The 19,569-nt window shown below is 59.0% G+C and carries 18 protein-coding genes; 6 read left to right on the top strand and 12 right to left on the bottom strand.

Going from position 1 to position 19,569, the window contains the following annotated elements; genetic code table 11:
- Window positions 1-21: 21 nt before the first annotated feature.
- The gene (locus EII11_RS04145) at window positions 22-1,290 is read right to left on the bottom strand and encodes a glycosyltransferase (protein ID WP_124869038.1); all 1,269 of its coding nucleotides are present in this window, start codon (window positions 1,288-1,290) and stop codon (window positions 22-24) included.
- A gap of 284 nt (window positions 1,291-1,574) precedes the next feature.
- On the opposite strand from EII11_RS04145, the gene wecB reads away from it, so the two are divergent.
- Window positions 1,575-2,639, top strand: a complete 1,065-nt coding sequence (gene wecB / locus EII11_RS04150; RefSeq protein WP_124869042.1) for a non-hydrolyzing UDP-N-acetylglucosamine 2-epimerase — start codon at window positions 1,575-1,577, stop codon at window positions 2,637-2,639.
- A 43-nt stretch (window positions 2,640-2,682) separates the two neighbouring features.
- Here wecB and EII11_RS04155 read toward each other — a convergent pair whose 3' ends face one another.
- The 6 genes from EII11_RS04155 to EII11_RS04180 are packed head-to-tail and all read right to left on the bottom strand — an operon-like array spanning window position 2,683 to window position 9,347.
- Window positions 2,683-3,903, bottom strand: a complete 1,221-nt coding sequence (locus EII11_RS04155; protein ID WP_124869045.1) for a glycosyltransferase — start codon at window positions 3,901-3,903, stop codon at window positions 2,683-2,685.
- Window positions 3,900-5,195 (bottom strand): lipopolysaccharide biosynthesis protein, encoded by a 1,296-nt coding sequence (locus EII11_RS04160; RefSeq protein WP_124869048.1) that lies wholly within the window; start codon window positions 5,193-5,195, stop codon window positions 3,900-3,902. Before EII11_RS04160 ends, EII11_RS04155 begins: the two co-directional genes overlap by 4 nt.
- Window positions 5,192-6,388, bottom strand: a complete 1,197-nt coding sequence (locus tag EII11_RS04165; protein WP_124869052.1) for a glycosyltransferase family protein — start codon at window positions 6,386-6,388, stop codon at window positions 5,192-5,194. Before EII11_RS04165 ends, EII11_RS04160 begins: the two co-directional genes overlap by 4 nt.
- Before the next feature lie 4 nt (window positions 6,389-6,392).
- On the bottom strand, window positions 6,393-7,451 hold the full coding sequence (locus EII11_RS04170) for a Gfo/Idh/MocA family protein (protein WP_124869055.1): 1,059 nt from the start codon (window positions 7,449-7,451) through the stop codon (window positions 6,393-6,395).
- A gap of 1 nt (window position 7,452) precedes the next feature.
- The gene (locus EII11_RS04175) at window positions 7,453-8,661 is read right to left on the bottom strand and encodes a DegT/DnrJ/EryC1/StrS family aminotransferase (RefSeq protein WP_124869058.1); all 1,209 of its coding nucleotides are present in this window, start codon (window positions 8,659-8,661) and stop codon (window positions 7,453-7,455) included.
- The gene (locus EII11_RS04180; RefSeq protein ID WP_124869061.1) at window positions 8,658-9,347 is read right to left on the bottom strand and encodes an acyltransferase; all 690 of its coding nucleotides are present in this window, start codon (window positions 9,345-9,347) and stop codon (window positions 8,658-8,660) included. Before EII11_RS04180 ends, EII11_RS04175 begins: the two co-directional genes overlap by 4 nt.
- A 163-nt stretch (window positions 9,348-9,510) precedes the next feature.
- Between EII11_RS04180 and EII11_RS04185 the strand changes: the two genes are divergently transcribed.
- From EII11_RS04185 to EII11_RS04200, 4 genes are all read left to right on the top strand, one after another.
- Complete coding sequence (locus EII11_RS04185) at window positions 9,511-10,185, top strand: glycosyltransferase family 2 protein (protein WP_124869064.1); 675 nt, start codon at window positions 9,511-9,513, stop codon at window positions 10,183-10,185.
- A gap of 4 nt (window positions 10,186-10,189) precedes the next feature.
- The gene (locus EII11_RS04190; RefSeq protein ID WP_124869067.1) at window positions 10,190-10,606 is read left to right on the top strand and encodes a DUF2304 domain-containing protein; all 417 of its coding nucleotides are present in this window, start codon (window positions 10,190-10,192) and stop codon (window positions 10,604-10,606) included.
- Window positions 10,607-10,745: 139 nt separating this feature from the next.
- Window positions 10,746-12,044 (top strand): LCP family protein, encoded by a 1,299-nt coding sequence (locus EII11_RS04195; RefSeq protein ID WP_124869070.1) that lies wholly within the window; start codon window positions 10,746-10,748, stop codon window positions 12,042-12,044.
- A 411-nt stretch (window positions 12,045-12,455) separates the two neighbouring features.
- Window positions 12,456-13,631 carry an LCP family protein gene (locus EII11_RS04200; RefSeq protein WP_240623058.1) on the top strand — a complete coding sequence of 392 codons (1,176 nt, stop codon included), beginning with the start codon at window positions 12,456-12,458 and terminating at the stop codon, window positions 13,629-13,631.
- 126 nt (window positions 13,632-13,757) lie between these two features.
- Here EII11_RS04200 and galE read toward each other — a convergent pair whose 3' ends face one another.
- The 4 genes from galE to EII11_RS04220 all read right to left on the bottom strand — a co-directional run bounded on the left by galE (window position 13,758) and on the right by EII11_RS04220 (window position 18,450).
- Window positions 13,758-14,744, bottom strand: coding sequence for a UDP-glucose 4-epimerase GalE (gene galE, locus EII11_RS04205; protein WP_124869076.1), 987 nt, complete (start codon window positions 14,742-14,744; stop codon window positions 13,758-13,760).
- A gap of 204 nt (window positions 14,745-14,948) precedes the next feature.
- Window positions 14,949-15,506 (bottom strand): 5-(carboxyamino)imidazole ribonucleotide mutase, encoded by a 558-nt coding sequence (gene purE / locus EII11_RS04210; protein WP_124869079.1) that lies wholly within the window; start codon window positions 15,504-15,506, stop codon window positions 14,949-14,951.
- A 115-nt stretch (window positions 15,507-15,621) separates the two neighbouring features.
- Entirely contained in the window at window positions 15,622-16,788 is a 1,167-nt protein-coding gene (locus tag EII11_RS04215) for a 5-(carboxyamino)imidazole ribonucleotide synthase (RefSeq protein WP_124869082.1), read from the bottom strand.
- A 336-nt stretch (window positions 16,789-17,124) separates the two neighbouring features.
- A complete protein-coding gene (locus EII11_RS04220) occupies window positions 17,125-18,450 on the bottom strand; it encodes an ATP-binding protein (RefSeq protein ID WP_124869085.1) in 1,326 nt (441 codons plus the stop codon).
- A gap of 105 nt (window positions 18,451-18,555) precedes the next feature.
- Between EII11_RS04220 and EII11_RS10470 the strand changes: the two genes are divergently transcribed.
- Entirely contained in the window at window positions 18,556-18,714 is a 159-nt protein-coding gene (locus EII11_RS10470) for a hypothetical protein (protein ID WP_165867057.1), read from the top strand.
- Here the strand turns inward: EII11_RS10470 and EII11_RS04225 are convergent.
- Complete coding sequence (locus EII11_RS04225) at window positions 18,711-19,391, bottom strand: response regulator transcription factor (RefSeq protein ID WP_124869088.1); 681 nt, start codon at window positions 19,389-19,391, stop codon at window positions 18,711-18,713. The two genes, EII11_RS10470 and EII11_RS04225, sit on opposite strands and share 4 nt — an antisense overlap.
- Window positions 19,392-19,569: the final 178 nt, after the last annotated feature.

Genomic DNA, 19,569 nt, shown 5'->3' on the forward strand with positions numbered 1-19,569 from the left:
TTCAACAGCGTGGTGTCTATCTTAGGAGGCAGACGGTAGCACCATCACACTGTCGAGAAGGTCAACAACCTGGCGACCTGTCGCTTCCATTGAGCGGTGCGCACACACCCATTGGCGCAGGTGAGCACGCCGACTGTCGGCCAAAGCCGCATCTTCGCTGATCTCAAGAACCTCACACATTGCAGCAGCAATAGCACTGACCTCGTAGTCGACAGCCCAGCCGAGGCGGTGGGTGCGAATGTCTTCGACTGCTGGCCCAACGCCAGCGTAAAGGGCCGGAATGCCTGAGGCGAGCGCGGAGAGAATCTTTGTAGGATAAGCGAAATCGTAGCCTCGTCCGGGAATGATGGATACGAGGGCAGCCAGTGCGCTGACGTGGAAACGTGTTGCGCGCTCCGGAGGGACCAGGGGTAGTTGAATGACAGGCGCGTTGGTGGAGGCCCGCCCCTGCTGGGCTTCAAAGGTCATGATCTGCTTTTTGATCTGCGCGATTGTCTCCCAGGAGCTGCCCTGTCCAAGGAAAACGAGTTGGGCGTGGGGATAACGTTCGCGCACGCGTGCGATGGCGTGGGCGAAGATCTCAGCCCCCTGCCATTCTGAGGCGGTACCTGCGTAGAGGAAGAAGGGGCCGGTAATGCCAAGCTCTTCACGTTCGACAGCGGTCAGTGGGGGTGCATCTGGGGTGAAGATGTTGGTGTCGATACCGTTGGGAATAACGTGAACGCGGGCGTCGGGCGCAAGCTCACGGACACGTCGGGCGACGCCCTCGGAGACGGCAATCGTCGCTGCTGCACCTGTGATCGTACAGCGCTCCATCCGGCGCACGAGGGTGGTCACAAGGGGATGTGCTCCAGCGATAGCCGCGGCATCCGACCAGATATCCGCGGCATACCACACATAGGGGAAGCGTTTGCCACCGAGGGAGCGCAGGACGGTGGCAGCGCGAGCGATGAGACCGGTGGTGGGAGGTGGTTCGACGAGGAGGACACGCGCACGAGGTGCGAAGAGAAGGCGAGCAAAGAGAGGAAGATCAAAGCTCATATAGGGCAGGTATCCCCGGACATACCCCGAGGCATCGCGCAGGACTGGCCAGCGAGAAATACGAAGGAGTGGGGAGCGGCGGTCATCAGCAGGTGTTTGCTCACGAGCATCACAGGTGGTGAGAACATGCGTGCGGTACCCGGCGACGATGGCGGCGTTTTCAACGGCGCTGAGGCGAAAGGCAGCGGCGGCGGCTTCAGGAGCATGGATGCGCGTGGCAATCATCACATCTACTGCATCTTGGCGCATCCCCACAACAAATCCTTCCTTGATGTTTTCAGGCGCGTGACTACTCCCTTCAGCCTAGCGTGTCGCGAGTGGTCGCTTAGAAGCGACCACTCGCGTGTATGGTGCTAGGAGAGGAAGGTTGGTGAGTACCTGTTCCCTGCACCGCACGAGTTCACTGCGCCTGTTCACCGCACTGCATTTACGTTGTGCTATTTGTATTCTGCGTGCTTCGTTGTGGGGCCTGCTACTCCCAAGTTATTACCAGTGACGTCTGCCGAATGGCATTCACTTAAAGGAGAGACCTCATGCGAGTCATGTCTGTGGTGGGTGCACGCCCACAATTCGTCAAGCTCGCCCCTATCGACCGAGCTTTTCATAACGCAGGCATTGAGCACATCATTGTTCACACCGGTCAGCACTACGACCCGATGCTCTCCGATGTCTTTTTCACCGATCTTGGAATCTCTCCCCCCGATGTACACCTCGGCATTGGCTCCGGCTCACATGGCCGACAAACGGGCGCGATGCTCGCTGCCCTTGACGCAGTTCTTGAGGCCGACCGCCCTGACTGGGTTCTCGTTTACGGAGACACAAATTCGACCGTCGCGGCCGCCCTCGCCGCCGTTAAGATGCACATCCGCGTTGCTCACCTGGAGGCGGGGTTACGCTCCTTCAACCGTCGTATGCCCGAAGAACATAACCGCGTCCTCACTGACCATGCCGCCGACCTCCTTCTTGCCCCCACTCCTACGGCAATGGCTCATCTACACAACGAGGGTCTCCAAGCGCGAAGCGTGTGCGTGGGCGATGTCATGACCGATATTCTTCTGGCGATTCGTGACGAAGTCGCCCAACGCCCCTCCCCCATTGCCAACCCTGTTCCTGGGGATCAGTACCACCTGGCCACCATTCATCGCCCGGATAACACTGACACCAAAGATCGCCTCGAAGAAATCTTCGATTCTCTGGCACGCTGTGATGCTCCGGTCATCCTGCTCGCTCACCCTCGCCTCATCGCTAAGTGCGCTGAGCATGGTATCAGCATCGACCGAGGCAACCTCTTCTCTCACGCTCCACTGTCCTACCCCGATCTCGTTGCTGCCGCCTGCCACGCGCGTTCGATCATTACTGATTCGGGCGGCCTGCAAAAGGAAGCGTTTTTATTGCGCGTTCCAGCGACGACAGTGCGTCCAGAAACTGAGTGGATAGAAACAGTGGAGCTGGGTTGGAATGTCCTCGCTGAGCCTGGCCCTGAGTTACTTGACGCTATTCATCGCCCGCAGCCTGCACCAACGGATGCCACTCCCTACGGGGATGGGCATGCAGCCGCTGCCGTTGTACAGGCCCTTGTAGACGCTCACGAGGAATAACGCACCAGCGTCCCGATCTCCCGGGACGCGAGAGCAGGTCTGTCTAACGCGAGAGCAGGGGGGAATAAATCTGGTTATAGCATTCAGTGAATGCTTCTGGACTGTAGCGCTGACGAATATCCTGGCCAATCTCAGCGGCTGACAACCCTGCCGTGGCCCGTAAGACGGCTTCAACGGCGTCGGCGTAGGAAGCCGGATCCTCGCCGGAAACGAGCACCCCCGAGGGCGGGTGGACGAAGGCACGCTGCCCGCCTTGATCCCCCATGACAACGGGGCGGCCAGCACTCAATGCCTCGGCGGCGGCCAGGCAGAAAGTCTCCCATGCTGTGGGGAGGAGGAATAGATCGCTGTCAGCTAGTAATTCGCGCACCTGAGTGGGAGGACACGCCCCCGGCGTGTAGATGGGAACGCCAGCACGCTCAGCAGATGCGCGCATCGAGGGAAGCAATGGCCCCTCCCCCACCCACGTGAGCTCAACGGGCCTGCCTCGTGCAATAAGTTCAGCGCAGGCAGCGACAGCCAGGAGGGGACGTTTTCCTTCGACGGCATTAGCCACGCTAATAATGCGCAAGGGGCGGGTGTGTGCCCAGGGATCGGTATGAGGACGTGGCTCACACAGGGCCATATCCACGATATTGGGAACCGTGGTCACCTCACGTGCCGACAGATGCGCCATCTGAGCGCTCAACGTGGCTGACACCCCTACGAGGACATCAACCCTGCGCATCATGCTCCCCAGCATTCGAAGAGTCAGGCGTTTACCCACACTGGGTGAGGAGGCCTCCTGGGCAGGGGAAAACTCAGCGGGTAAGTTCTCGCCCAGTCGTACAGGGAGGGGCACATCGGCATATCCTGACCAATGATCCGTATGTACCCAGGGAATGGGCACATGCGTCGCTCCCAGAGCCAGTAGGGCAGGCGGCGTGGCGGTGTGGAGGAGGTCGACCTGAGCGAACCTACGGCGTATTCGTCTGCCTGCAGAAAGGAGCGAAAGCGGGTGCGAGGGGGTCGTCAGGACGCGCTCAACGGTGATTGTCTGGCCTGCTTCCTGCCAGGTTTCGTGGAGGTGGGCCTTGGCAGCCAGGTGGGGGGCAAGGAGGTGGATGACGTGAATGTCAGCTATGCGCGTCAAGGCTCGAATGTCGCGCTCAACAAAGATCCCCGTCGTTAACGAGGCCGGTGTAGGCAGCCATGCCGTCACATAGAGGACACGAGGCCGACGCCCTTGATCATGTCGTGTTTGCAGCGCGCCTTCAGCGATCACGAAGTTGCCCTCCCCTGACGGTCATAGAGGGTCGAGACGTGACGGGCGAGGAGAATCATGCCCCCCAGGAGGAGGGCCATCGCCGCACTCATCACACTGATGGTCGTCATGAGGTCTGCTGGTGAGAAGTAGAGGATTGTCAGAGGAACTATGCAGTAGACGATGGCGAATCCCAAGAGCCATTGCTGGCGTTCAGTGACGATAAAGACTTGGGAAATAGGAGAGGTCATCACCGTCATGGCAAGCCACGGCGTGAGTGCTCGGGCAAAGTAGCCTGCCTGATCCCACTGGGATCCAAGGATAAGGGGGAAGAGAGTGGGAGAGAGCAAGAAGATGAATGTGAAGGGGATAATAGCGGCCAGGGCTGCCCTACGGACGAGCCGCATAACCAGGGGACGCATCTGTCCAGGTTCAACGGTCGTCAACCTCCGGAAAAAGACCTGGGCGACGGCTCCGGTGACGAGTGCAACGGGGACTTGGAGAAGACGCCATGCCTGGTCAAATTGGCCGAGCTGGCTCACCGCGACCTGGGCGATCAGGATATTAATACCGTTGACACGCAGAGCATCAACCACCGCATTAGGGCCATTCAGTAGGGGCATACGCCGATAGCGGATAGCCATCTCACGCACAGTGGGGACAGGTCGTCCATCGGCAATGTCAGAGAGGTCTTGGCGAAGTTCTGGAGTGTGTGCACGCAAACGAAGCAGCGCTAAAAGCTGCCCGGTGGCCTGTCCAATCATGAGTCCCAGGGCGCTGCCCAGGCCGACGAGGCCGCATAGAAGTTGACCGATGGCAGAAGAAGCCGATTGGAGAACCCGATTCCCCGCCAACACACCGTATCGTTCTGTGCGGGTCAGCCAAAAGGTACGTGCAGCGAGGGTGGCGCTTAAGGCCACCGTCACGCCCGCCCCGAGGAATACTGTTGCCTGCCGGGGACCGATGGAGGGTAGGGCGGCGAGCCATGGGTAGCAGGCAAGGGCAAGGAGAAAGGTCAAAGCCGCGGAAAAAAGAATGATCCGAAGGGCAAGAGTCTGGATGACGCGCGCATCGACATCATGAGCGGGCAGCATGGTCGCCATCTCGTAGCGAGCGCCAGCAAGCACAATAATGACGCCGGTGGCGGAGGTATAGAGTGCAAAAACTCCAAAATCCTCTGGTGTATAGATGCGGGCTAGGAGGATGTGGATAAGCACAACCACTACCTGCGCTGCGGCCGTACCAGAGGCAAGGGTGAGAATATGAGAAGCGGTGGGGTGAGCATTACGCCAGTGCTTCCAGCGGTGGGTCATAATGCGCTCGCATCCAGAGCAGAGGAGGAAGAGCCCTCACGTTTAAGTGCCCTCAGTTCTTTGGCGACCTGCTGTGCGCGCGCTGTCCACGTGTGACGCTGTCCCTCCTCCCGGGAGCGCGCCGTCGCGGCAGCAAGCTCTTGAGCGCCCCCCTCCGTGCAGGACAAGCGCAAGAGAAGGGCACGCAGGGCACTAACCTCGTAGGGCAGCACCCACCCGCATTCGGCATTGCCAACGAGGGTGGCCGCGTGGGTCCCTGAGGTGACAATCACCGGTTTAGCGTACCCGAGGTATTCATAGAGTTTGACGGGTGAAGCGAAGCGGCGATATTCATCAGGTTTAAGGAAAAGAACGGCACAGTCAGCCTGGGCATAGAGCACGGCGAGCTCCTCCCCTCCAGCATGGACAATGTCGATATTGTCGGCAAGGAGGGGCTCATAGCGAGAGTATTGCGCTTTCCATTCACCCGCTCGCACACAGATCGTCAGATGTGCGTACGGAACTCCTGCGACGGCTCTGACGCATTCAGCCAGGTCGTAGGCATCTCCGATTCCCCCAACGTAGAGCAATCGGAGCGACGGCGTACCAGGGACATTGTGCCTGGCTGTTGCATGCGGTCGCTCGGGGACTTGCTCCTCTGAGCTGAGAGGGAAGGTCATGGCACCAGGAGGTAAAGATCCCATCCGGGTAGGATCAATGCCTGGAATATGCTCTCCCATTGCGAGTGAGGGCAAGTAGAGGCGATCCACGTATCGGCGATACCACGCCAAATCGTAGCGGTACAGAAGGCGCATGAGCGTCGCCAGAGGCTGCCTGACCTGCTGCGTATAGGTATCAAAAGCCCAGTAAATATCGCGGTAGAACAGGCCCGTAGGGATACCGTAAGTGCGCGCGAGTGCAAAAAGGCTGGGGTCAAGCAAGGGGTGGGGTGGCAGGTGGTGGGGCTCGGTGAGCATGGTCGGGATGGTCGCTGATTCCGAGTACACAAACTCAATGCCGTGATCCGGGGTTGAGACACACAAGGCGCGCACATCTGCAATGGCTTTACGTCGCTGGCGAGCATTACCGGTAATCTCAATGACCTCATAGCCGCTTTCCTCGAATGCTTGCCGCATACGCACTGGCCTGATCCCCGAGGCCGAAGTGGCCTGGGGGTTGAGGGGGAAAGGAGCATGGTAGAGCATACGAGGCATGGTGTTATCCCCGTGTCGGTCTCGCGCCTGCCGCGTTCGGGTGGGAGGTAGGCGAGCCTGTTCGCGTAATGCTGCTCAATTCAACGGATTGACCGGTGCGGGCAGAGCTGAGAATAGCGTCAACGACGGCAAGTGCTCGCTGCCCCTCCTCCATAGTGACGTGTTCGCTACTCACACCCCAGATTGCGTCACGAAACTGCTCGTGTTCAACAGCCAGAGGCTCTCGCTTGGCGAGGGCATAGCGAGTGGCGGCGCCCTCGGAAACGCCGCGGAATGCGGCCACCTGATCCCATTGCAGAGGGTGGGTGCCGTTCTCGTAGAAGGTTAGGTCGCCCAATATGGTATCGGCGACCAGGGCGCCGTTTTCACCAATGACGATAGTTGTCCGGTCTTTGTAGGGGCTCAGCCAGTTAACCAAGTGATTGACGAGAACGCCGTTACTGAGGCGTCCCGCCACTGTCACCATGTCTTCATACTCCCGTCCCGAGCGAGTCGTGGTCTGGGCGTAGACGGACTCATAAGGAGCACCCACCACCCAGGAGACAAGGTCAACGTCGTGGGTGGCGAGGTCTTTAACCACGCCCACGTCGCAGATGCGCGCGGGGAAGGGTGACTGGCGCCTTGTCGAGACCTGATAGATCTGGCCCAACTGTCCGTCGGCAATCCGGCGACGCATTTCCAGCAATGCGGGGTTGCAGCGCTCAACGTAACCCACGGCACCGACGAGTCCTCGTTCAGCGAAGGCACGGGTCACGCGCTCGCCAGAAGCGTAATCAGTGGCGAGAGGCTTTTCGACAAGGGTGTGCACCCCTGCCTGAGCCAAGCTCAGAGCAATCTGTTCATGGTAGAGAGTGGGGGTGGCTAGGATCGCGGCATCAATCCCTACCTCAATGAGGGCATCGACATCCTGCACGACGGGCAGATCTCCGGCAACATTGTGTGGATCACCAGCGGGGTCAGCCAAAGCAACGAGGCTTACGCCCTCGGTAGCTCGCGCGTTTCGGACGTGATGTCTGCCCATGGCTCCCAAGCCAATAACGCCCAGACGAATGGGAGAGTTCATGTCATGCTCCTGCTGTAGCGCAGGCCGATACAGCCTCGATGATGCGCTCAAGGTCGGCTTCGCTTAATGAAGGGTGGACAGGAAGAGAGAGACATTCCCTTGCGACCTTTTCGGTGGCGGGCAATTCGCACTCTGGTGCAAAGGAGGCCAAGGAAGTCAGCCGGTGGTTCGGAATCGGGTAGTACACGCCTGTACCAACCTGCCATTCTTCCCTCATGGTGTGGGCGATGCGGTCCCGTTCCTCGCCTGTCACCCCATCAAAACAGATGGTGTACTGGTGGTAGACGTGGCGAGCCCCTTCAGGTACGTGTGGCGTGCGCACGCCGGGCAGGGCGGACAGGCCTGCGGTGAGCACATCAGCATTGTGCTGGCGCCTCTCAGTCCAGGCCGCCACTTTCCTAAGCTGCACTCGCCCCACGGCCGCAGCCACATCCGTCATGCGGTTATTCAGGCCAACGACCTCGTTGGCGTATTGACGTTCCATCCCCTGATTGCGCAGCAAGCGGCAAACGTGAGCGAGGTCGGGATCCGTAGTAGTAATCATGCCTCCTTCGAGGCTGGTCATATTCTTGGTGGGGTAAAAGGAGAAGGATCCCCACCGGCCGAAGGTCCCCACATGTTGGCCGTTCATAGTTGCGCCGTGAGCTTGAGCGCAATCCTCGTAGACATCAAGATTGTGCTCGCGAGCGATCGCCATGATCTTGTCCATAGCGGCGGGAAGTCCATAGAGGTGGACGACCTCGATGGCGACCGTCCGCTCGGTGATTGATGCCTCAAGACTCGCTGGGTCAAGAGTAAAGGTACGTGGATCAATGTCGGCAAAAACGGGTCGTGCACCGCTGAGAGCAACGGAGTTTGCTGTGGCAGCAAAGGTGAAGGAGGGAACGATAACCTCCCTATCTGAGTAAGCAGAGACATCAGTTCTGAGCATGTGCGGGACAGGGCTCCGACGGCCGACCTGCGTTTCTATGCTGGGCTCTCCGCGTTCGAGAAGGGCAGCAGCGAGGGTAGCGATGTGCTGGGCGGAAGTGCCTGAGTTCACAGCAATTGCATGTGTGCCCGGTGCCATTGCCACGCTGAACTCATCTTCGAAGGCTTGAACCTGCGGCCCTTGAACGACCCCGCCCGAGCGCATGACCTCAGTAACAGCGGCGATTTCATCCTCTCCAATGAGGGGCTTCGCTGCTGGGATAAAGTGACGCCCGTTCATTGATTCTCCTCTGCGTTTGCCGTGTCACTCACTGTGTGATGCATGTACTCTGCGGTGTCCTTCGACGCAGAGGTGTCGCAATGCTCATTGACGCATTCTTCAAGGCTCTCTGGCTCACGCAGGTAGTAGAGCGCTTGCGTCTGCGGGCAACGGTACAGGCCTGGAGTATCAGGCTCTTCTTTAAGGCGTACTCCGGCTTTTCCAACCCACCCGATACGACGGGCAGGCATACCCGCTACGAGGGCGAAGGCGGGCACGTCAGAAGTCACCACTGCACCCGCCGCCACCAAAGCCCACGCTCCGATGCGCACAGGGGCCACACAGACTGCACGGGCACCAATGGCGGCGCCCTCGTCAATCTGAACGCCGACGGGGAGCCAATCGGAGGGGCTCTTGAGTTCCCCATCAGGGGTAATGGCGCGAGGATTATGGTCGTTGGTCAACACGACGCCGGGACCGATAAAAACCCCATCAGCCAAGTAGGCGGGTTCGTACACCAGGGCATGATTTTGGATTTTACAGTTCTTTCCTAGATGGACTCCGACGCCAATGTAGGCACCTCGGCCCACAACGCAGTCTTCTCCGATCGTGGCATCTTCTCTGACTTGAGCCAAGTGCCAGATGGTAGCGCTCGGGGCAATATCAGCCGATTCGGCCACATCAGCCGATGGGACGATTCGCGGCATAAAACTCTCCTCGATAAAGGGGATCTCCCTCATCACATTGCAGGATTCTGTCAAGGCTCCATTATTGACCACTTTATGTCCCCACAGGCAGGTTAAGGCTGCTGAAGTCCGCAATCTCGCTTTCTTTATCCTCCTGTTCAGGAAGTAATGCGATACTTAGGCTATGAGCACTTTTGATGACACCTGGCTCGTTGTCCCCATGTACAACGAGGCTTGTGTCGTGGGTGAAGTGGTGGCTGAGCTGCGCACAATCTTCCCACATGTCGTATGTGTCGATGACGCATCTGAGGACAACTCAGTGCGTGAAGCCCTCAGTGCCGGAGCGCTCGTTCTCTCCCACCCGGTCAATCTCGGGCAGGGCGCGGCCTTACAAACAGGCTTTGACTGGGCCCTCATGCATCCGCAGTGCCGTTATGTCATTACCTTCGATGCAGATGGGCAGCACTGCCTCTCAGACGCCCTTGCGATGCGTGAACGAGCCGAGGCATGCGACCTTGCTTTTGTTTTTGGCTCTCGTTTCCTTGACCACACCGCAGATACTGGGCTGCTCAAACAATGGGTGCTCAAGACTGCAGCAACATTTACTCGATGGCGGACTGGACTGGATGTGACAGATGCCCACAACGGACTGCGCCTCATTCGCCGTGATGCTCTCGAATCAGTCCGACTCAGCCAGGCACGGATGGCACACGCATCACAAATAGTGGCTCAATTGGCGGCGACAGGCCTGCCCTGGGAAGAACTCTCGGTCACTATCCACTACACCGACTATTCTCGGTCAAAGGGTCAGCCGCTTCTCAACTCCGTAAACATTCTCGTTGACTTGGCAATGAGGTGAAGTCATGACCCCCTACTGGCTCATCAAGCTTTTGCTGATTGGAAGTTTTATTTTCGTGACCATTATGCTGATGCGCCCTATTCAATCCTCACGTGGTCTTGCCCTGAGGCGCCTTGGGGTTCTCATCATGCTGCTGGCATCGGTGTATGTGGTGATGGTTCCGAGCACACTGACTAAGCTCGCGCATCTCCTTGGAGTCGAGAAAGGAATCAACCTGCTGGTCTATGCTCTCGTCGTTGGATTCTTCGCCCTCATTGCTTCGTCCTATCGCAGAGAAGCCGCCCAGCAACGCCGTATAGAAGATCTTGCACGAGCCTTCGCATTACACACCCCCCGTTTCCCGTCAACTGATAGCCATTGCACATCGCAGAGCGCGGATCGGCCACACCTGGAAAATGAGCAGAGTAACTCCTCGACATAACGTTCTTCTTCTGTCCTCTTTCGTCACGATCATCACACGGCGACGAAAAGAGCTTCCACGCTCAGAATATGGCCAATCGACTGCGTACTGAGGGCAATGTCTCTGCACTAAACGTCACCGATTTGTTACACTTCCAGCGATGAGCACTCACGAGGTATCCCGTCACCTTCCTGTCACCCATGCGGCCACCCCTTATGGCCGTTTTGGTGCGCTGCATTCTGTCACCGCTTTTTTCATGTCTGTCGGACTATTCGTTTCGTCGACTGCGGGTTTCATCTACCGCGACATTTCGATGCAGATTGCGGGCAACTCGATCGACGCTTCAGCCTTCCTGAAGGATTCTCCTGACAGCTCCACTGCTCCAGAACTTCCTTCCGACGCCTTTGAAGGACGCGCAATCAACATTTTGATTGCCAATATTGATTCCCGCTACGACCAAGGAACAGATGAGTACGGGGACGTTGACGAAATCGATACAATCCACAGCGATGCCACAATGGTCGCCCACATCTCGGCAGACCGCACGCGTATCCAATTTGTCTCAATTCCACGCGATCTCGTCACTGACATCCCTTCGTGCATTAATGCCAATAATATCGAGACCTCTCCCTACACAGGTATGTTCAACTCATCCTTCACCACGGGCGCGGTCACCGATAATACGGCCGCGGGTATCGCCTGCACCCAACGGGCAACTGAATACCTGACAGGTCTGAGCATCGATGCATTTGTTTTGACAGACTTCCGTGGCTTTACCGGCATGGTTAATGCTCTTGGTGGAATCTGGTACTACTTCGACGAGCCCGTCAATGACGATGCTCTTGAACTGTACATCCCTGAGGGCTGCATGAAACTTAACGGCCCCACGGCATTGGCCTTCTCTCGTGCGCGTTACGGAGTGGGGGACGGTTCCGACCTTAGCCGTATTGGACGCCAACAAAAGCTGGTGGCTGCAATGCTTCGAGAGCTCTTCTCGAAGAATTTCGTCACCGAGTTTCCCTCCGTTCTTAGTTTCGTCAAATCCTCGCTTGAGGCCGTGAAAACCTCACCTAACCTCTCAGATCTCAACACAGACATGGGTTTGTTGTTATCACTGTCGAAGCTCGAACGCGCCAATATCCAGCTCATGACCATGCCGATCATGCAGCATCCCGACGATCTCAACCGTGTCCTCGCCTCTGAATATGAGGCTGAAAACATTTGGCGCGCTCTACGTAACGATGAGCCATTCCCTGCAGGGGCAACCTATACTGATGGGAATGGTCAAGAGGTCACGGTCCCAGAGACTTTGCCTTCTCAATCCTCCGCTTCTGCAGAGGGGACAACATCTTCCGCCGAAGAAACGCCAGAAGCTCCCCTCGAGAATCCGGTTGAGGAGTCTCTAACAACTGAAACTGAACCTTCTGTTCCAATTCCCGAGTGCCCCCCAAAGTCCTGACTGGAATGCAGAATGACGCATTTTGATCCCCCTTCTTTCCCGCCGCCGGGCGGAAAACGAGCGACTGCGCGTCCTTCTGCTGAATCGGAGGGCTCACCAGGATTATCTGACTCCTCATCGGTGTCACGTTCGGCCTCATCTTCCCGAAGTTACCCTCCAAGAGAATCAGGCGCTCGTCGTTTGTCCCAACGAGGCTTCGCACCGGACCTTCAACAGGAGGAGCGCGACCTTTCGGAACATTCCGATTACGCGGTTTTTCTTCCCATTTATCCCCCACGTCAACAGCGCCCCCAAGGCCCTTCTGCGAGTGTCTCTCCCTCCCATACACGCAATGCCAACCTTGCTGACTCTCCTCACACCCCTGAGCGCCGATCTCTACTACGCGGGCCAGAACCTCAAGGTGCAGGAAGGTTGACGGAGCACCCGCAGCAGCCACGGCCCCAACAACCCCCCAGTTTCCTTCCTCAGGGCCGTCTCGAAGAGTTGAACGCCCGGCCGCGTGGAAGGCCTTCGTCGCCTGCTTCCTCGGGGGCTGATGCACACCGGATAGCACGTTCATCGGAAACTGCTCATTTTCGGCCAGTTGCACCGAGCAGCGAGGGTTTCCAACCTCCTCGTCGCGGCTTCGGTGCTACCGCGCGTGAACCACGGCCTCGCCGCCGACGCTTCCGCTTTTCCTTCCCTATCCTTCTCCTCCTCGCAGCCCTCATTGCCTGGCCGCTGTTCCTCATCATCGACGCGAACAATAACCTCCGACGCATTGATGCTCTGAGCGGAAACGCTGATACTCCCGGCACGACCTATCTGCTTGCTGGCTCCGACTCACGTGAAGACGGCGCTGTACTAGACGGTGCTGAAGGCAAGCGATCTGACTCCATCATGCTCGTGCACGTCGCCGAGAATGGGCAGGCCAGCATGGTGTCGATTCCTCGCGATACCTGGGTGGAAATTCCCGGATACGGCAGCAATAAGATCAACGCTGCCTACTCGTTCGAAGGTCCTTCACTGCTTGTGGCAACCGTTGAGCAGCTCGCCGGGCTGACCATTGACCACTATCTCGAGATCGGCATGGGCGGGGTTGGCAACATCGTTGACGCCCTCGGAGGTGTCGAGCTCTGTTTGGATATGGACGTCCATGACGACTACTCCGGCCTCGTGTGGACATCCGGGTGCCATGTATCGGATGGCCCCACCGCCTTAGCTTTTGCCCGTATGCGTTACTCTGATCCCCTTGGTGACATTGGGCGAGCCGAGCGTCAACGGCAGGTTGTGTCCAAGACGGTCAAAAGTGCACTGTCTCCGGCAACACTCATTAACCCTCTTTCTGCCTTTAGGCTCGAGCGAGCAGGGGCTAGTGCTCTCACTGTCGATCCAGATACCTCGTCAGTGGATATTGCTCGCCTTGCCTCGGCCTTCCGCCAAGCAAATACTGAAGATCGCACAGGAACACCGCCTATTGCCTCCCTCGCCTATGAGACAGAGGCTGGGGTTGCGGTTCTTCTCGTGGATGATACGGCGCCCAGCTTCTTTGAATCCCTGAGAAATGGAACACTCACTCCTGCGGATTTCAAGCAGGAGTTCTTGTAGTCCCCTGTTATCAACAGGTGTGGCGGTAGTCTCCGGGGAATACCAGGGCTACCGCCGCACTTATTGTCTTAGCGATCCTCATGTCTGACGGCACGTTCTACCGACCAGATCGTTAGACTCGTGTTTTTAAGGCACGTCAATTGCGCGTGGGCCTTTCTGCCAGGCGTCCCATGCTGATTCGAGGATTTCATCAACGCCGAAGTTTGCCTTCCATCCGAGGTCAACGGCAATGCTCATGGGGTCGCCGATGAGTTGGGGCGGGTCGCCGGCGCGGCGTTCGAGTTCTTCTGCGGGGAAGTCCCATCCGGAGACGCGGCGTAGGCCGTCGATGATTTCACGGACTGAGGTGCCAATGCCGGTGCCGACGTTGAAGGAGCGATGCTCGGGCTTTCCCTTGTCGAGGGCGTCCATGGCGAAGATGTGGGCTTCTGCGAGGTCCATGACGTGGATGTAGTCGCGGATGCAGGTGCCGTCGGGGGTGTCGTAGTCGGTGCCGAAGATCTTGGGGGATTCGCCGCGCGCCAGGCGATCGAGCACCATGGGCACGAGGTTCAAGGTGGCGGGGTCGGCGAGGTCAGGCCAACCGGCACCGGCGACGTTGAAGTAGCGTAGGCCGATCCAGTTCAGTCCCCAGGCGCGCTCGCAGTCGGCCATCATCCACTCTCCGATGAGTTTGGTTTCGCCGTAGGGGTTGATGGGGTGTTTTTCGATGTCTTCAGAGACGACTTCGACAGGAGGCATGCCGTAGACGGCGGCGGAGGATGAGAAGATCATCTTGTCAACGCCGGTTTCTCCCATGGCCATAAGAACGTTGGCGAGGCCGCCGACGTTTTGCTGGTAGTACCAGGCGGGGCGTTCGACGGATTCGCCTACCTGTTTGCGTGCGGCGAAGTGGATGACGGCTTCGACGTCCTCGTCGACCATAGCGTTTGCCAGGAGGGTGCGGGCTTCGTCGGCGGCAACGTCAACGTTGACGAGGATAGCGTCTCCGATGCGGTCGGCGCGTCCAGTGGAGAGGTTGTCGGCGACGATGACCTTGTCGCCGCGCTGTTGGAGGAGTCGGACTACGTGTGCGCCGATGTAGCCGGCGCCGCCTGTGACAAGAATGCTCATGGTCACAACTTTACGCTCTTTTGATGGGCGTGGTCATCCCGCGTTCCGCCCTCTCCGTCCTATTTTTCGCGAGTGGTCGCTTCGAACTGACCACTCGCGATAAATACTCAGGGGACGGCAAGGAAACATTCAGCTAAGAGGGCCCCGCAGGCCCGCCCTCTCCCTCAGAAAAAGAACACGCAAGGCGCGACACAAAGGCGTCTCTCAGGAGGAAAGCTGTGCCGCGAGCGCTGCTCTCTTGTCCATCGCCGCCTGGCGCAGCTCGCTTTGGAAGGCGCGCATCTTTTCGCGTAGCTTCTCGGCGGCCTCGCCCTCGCCGGCTGCGAGGATACGCGCGGCCAGCAGACCCGCATTGCGCGCGCCCCCGACCGATACCGTCGCTACGGGCACTCCGGCGGGCATCTGCACAATGGAAAGCAGCGAATCCATGCCGTCGAGGTATTTCAGCGGGACAGGCACACCAATCACCGGCAGTTCGGTGAGCGAAGCGAGCATGCCGGGCAGGTGGGCGGCGCCGCCAGCGCCGGCGATGATGACGCGTAGCCCGCGGGCTGCGGCCTCGCGGCCGTAGGCGACCATGTCTTCAGGCATCCGGTGGGCGGAAATGACGCCAATCTCTGCGTCAATGCCGAATTCGGCGAGGGCTTCGGCGGCAGCTTTCATGGTGGGCCAGTCAGAATCTGACCCCATGACGATGCCGACCAGTGGCTGTGAGCCAGTCGCTGTGAGTTCAGGTTCAACAAAGCTGGGGCTGGTGGTCATCGTTTCTCCTATTGGGACGGCCAAAGGGGGGGTTGGCGGGTTTAGAAGAGGTCATATCCAGTGTGATGCTTGGTGGAATGCGCTGCTGGATGAAGCGCGCATGGTCCAGGGGCGGTTAGGGCCTTTCCTGTACCCCTGCGAGGGCGTCAAGCGCCGAGTGGGCGGTTGTACGCGACCACTCGAGGGAATCAGAGCAGACGGTGACGTGGCCGAGCTTGCGGCCGGGGCGCACTTCCTTGCCGTACAGGTGGATCTTCGCTGCGGGAGCGGCTTGCATGGCTGCGGCAAGGCCACAGGAGGGGTCTTCGTGGGCGCTGCCTAAGAGGTTGACCATGACGGCCACGGGAGTTCGCATGGCGGTGTCCCCTAGTGGCAGGTCGAGGACGGCTCGCAGGTGCTGCTCGAATTGGCTGGTGACAGCTCCGTCAATGGTCCAGTGTCCGGAGTTGTGGGGGCGCATAGCGAGCTCATTGACGAGCAGGCGTGGTTGCCCATCCTCGCCGGGAGCGACGAACATTTCAACGGCGAGAACGCCGGTAACGTCAAGCTTGCGAGCGATAGTGGCGGCGATGTCTTGAGCCTGCTGAGCCAGTTCTTCGGTGAGGTTAGGAGCTGGGGCTGTCACGACGGCACAGACGCCGTCTTTCTGTTCGGTTTGTGCGACGGGCCATGAGCGAACCTCACCGGAGGGGCGTCGGGCAAGGAGTGCTGCGACCTCGCCGGTGAAGGGGACGCGGGCTTCCGCAAGAAGCGGGCCGCCAACGGCAAGCCAGTCATTGGCGCCGGTGGCGTCATTGACGAGGCGCACGCCGCGCCCGTCGTAGCCGCCGCGCGGGGTTTTCACGATGATGGGCCAGCCGTGAGTCTCACCGAAGGCGTGGAGATCTTCGGGGGTGTCGATGCGGGCCCATGCGGGGCATGGGATGTCGAGCTCGGTCAGTCGGGCGCGCATAGCGAGTTTGTCTTGAGCGTAAAGGAGGGCGTCCCGATGGGGATGGATGGGGAGTTGTTCGGCGCAGGCGTCAAAAGTTTCGCCTGGGATGTGTTCGTGTTCGAAGGTGAGGACGTCGGCTTCTGCGATGATCTGGGCGAGTGTGTTGATGTCGGTGGGGGCGCCTGCGGGGGCATTGACGATGACTTGTCCAGCTGATCCATTCGTTGCTTCAACGAGTGCGCGCAATTCAATGCCGAGGGCGATCGCGCTTTCTTGCATCATGCGGGCAAGTTGGCCGCCTCCGATGACGGCGACAACAGGGCGGGGGCTGGGTTTTGCGGCATCCACCCTTTAAACCTAGCTGCAGCGCGCATGCTCACGCACGCATGTTCACCGAGTGGAAACCGGGCGGAAGGGCGAAACGCACTTTGAGGCGCCAGCATGCCTACGCTGCTGCTTCCTTCCGTCTCCCCTGCGGCCGCGCCCAAACCCAAGCCCACAAAATTTGTCTGACACGCGAGTGGTCAGTTCAAACTGACCACTCGCGAAAAATACTCAGGGAACGTACAGCTGACGGTGAAGAAATGGCCTCTCAGAACTATGAGATGAAGTCCCAATCATCGAAGGGCAAGCTGGTGTCAGAATCCACCTCTGCTGCGCAGGAGAGTTGCCCCTACGCTCTGTTTAGAAACGGCGACTGCGCCGCCCCGTGGAAACGAGTGGGCCCTCAGGCATCACTCGATCGGGACGCAACGATGCTGGAATCGCCGCAAGGGAGATCGTAAAGATCGGCGGTGAGTTCTGCGCGAGCTCCAGGCGCCCACCCATTCCAGAGGTGAGGTCGCGCGCAAGGGCTAAGCCAATACCGCTGGAGCCGTGCCCCGATACCCCATACTCAAATAGTTCAGCCACCAGATTTTCAGCAACGCCTTCACCCTCGTCAGAGACGTCGATCATCACGCCCCGCTTGTTGGCACTTCGGCGCGCCACCACACGGGTTGTACCGGCGCCGTATCGCAGGGAGTTTTCTATAAGGGTTGCCAGGACCTGCCCCAGCTTGGGAGCGTCAGCGAGGACGGGAAGATCGGCCTCGTCGGTGAAGATTAATTCGCGTCCAGCGCGTTCGAAAGCCTCCTCCCATTCTTCACGTTGAGCGTTCAGAATCTCAATAATGTGGATGGCTTCGGTGTTACCGCCCGTGCGCGCTGACGCATCCAAAAGCTCAGTAACAACGGTAGTGAGACGCTCAACCTGTTCAAGACAACTAGCTGCTTCGGTGCGCACTTCCTCTTCTGAGCTGATCATTTCGATCTCTTCAAGCCGCATCGACAGTGCCGTCAACGGCGTGCGCAATTGATGGGAGGCGTCGGCAGCAAATTGGCGTTCGGCAGCAAGCCTGCCAGCCATACGTTCAGCTGTTCGAGCGAGCTCTTCTTGAACAAGGTCAATCTCTTCAATGCCGCAGGGTTTGACGCGCGCGCGTACCTGCCCTGAGCCGATCTGCTCGGCCTGAGCGGCCAGGTAGATGAGTGGGGCGGACAGGCGTCGCGCCAAGCGTGAAGCCATCAGCCATCCCACGCCAAGAGAAGTCGCCATACCGCCAAGGAACATTCCAAAGACCATCAGTACCTTACTGATGGACTTTTGCGCCGAAACCTCCATATGAACGGCGGTCCCACTTGCCGAGGAGGTAAATGCAATGAGTTTTCGGCCAGTTACTTCACTTCCCACGGCGTAGACCCGCCCGCCGGGGATAGAAACGCGGGCGTGTGCCTCGGCTTGGTTTTTAGAAAACGGCGTTGCCCATGCGTCAATCAGGCTGATGGGTACGTCAGTGGAGTTTTGGAGGCGGCGATCAACGGCGCGTAGGAGGGATTCTGCGCGTGCTTCGAGTGCGGCTTGATCGTTGTGCCATACGACGATCGAGGCAGCGATTGCGCCGGGCACACCCAGAAGGAGCGCAACGACTGTGACGGTCGTGAGGATCATGTGGACGGCGCGTTTACGCACGTTGGTCACCTCCGATAGTGGGGCGAGGCCATTGCCGGCCAAGATTAGCAGTCAGCAAAGAGCGCAAGAGCGAGGGATGGTTTCTCTGCATGCTTGCCACCAGTGGTGCGCGCGACGCTCTGGGAAGGTGGGGGTGATTCCCAACGTGTGGCGGGCATCGTTGCTGACGAGAATCCCCCGGTTGGAGGCGCAGTGCCTCTGCCGGGGGATGTCTCAGGTGCGGATACATCGCGTGGAGTGGTTGTCGTTGCTGGTATCCGTTAGTTGCTGGTGTTCTCGAAACGGAAGCCCATGCCTCGCACGGTGGTGATGTAGCGAGGGTCAGCGGCGTCGTCGCCAAGCTTTCTGCGTAGCCAGGACACATGCATGTCGAGGGTTTTGGTGGATCCGGTTGGGTCGGATCCCCATACTTCACGCATGAGGGCATCACGTTCGACGACGGAGCCTGCTTCACGGACGAGGACGCGCAGGAGGTCGAATTCCTTTGCTGTCAGTTGAAGTTCGCGTTCCTTGACGAAGGCGCGGTGGGCTGCGACCTCGACGCGCACGTCCTGAGCGATGAGGTCACCGTCGGAGTGGTCGGATCCGGTGCGACGAAGGAGGGCGCGAACGCGGGCGAGGAGTTCGGCCAGGCGGAAAGGCTTGGTGACGTAGTCGTCGGCGCCTGCGTCGAGGCCAACGACCATGTCGACCTCGTCGGTTCGCGCGGTGAGGATGAGGATTGGAACGCTTCGTCCGGAGGATCTGATTTCCCTGGCAACGTCGAGGCCGTCGATGTCTGGAAGGCCAAGATCGAGAACGACGAGGTCGCAGCCGTCGACTTCAGCGAGGGCGCCGCGCCCGGTTCCGTGGGCGCGCACTTCGTAGCCTTCTCGGCCGAGGGCGCGAGCAAGGGGTTCAGAGATTGCGGGGTCATCTTCGACGAGGAGAACTGTAGTCACGCCACGATCATACCCTAATGAGATATTTTCTTGCACAGTTGTTGACCAAGTAAAGACTATTTCAACTCTCGCATTACTTTTCCTGTGGCAGCGCCCCTGCATCATTTCTCCGCGAGTGGTCGCTTCGAAGCGACCACTCGCGGAGAACACTCAGGCATGAAGCAGCGAACGCACAGGA

It is taken from the genome of Schaalia canis (assembly GCF_003858455.1).
GTDB lineage: Bacteria > Actinomycetota > Actinomycetes > Actinomycetales > Actinomycetaceae > Pauljensenia > Pauljensenia canis.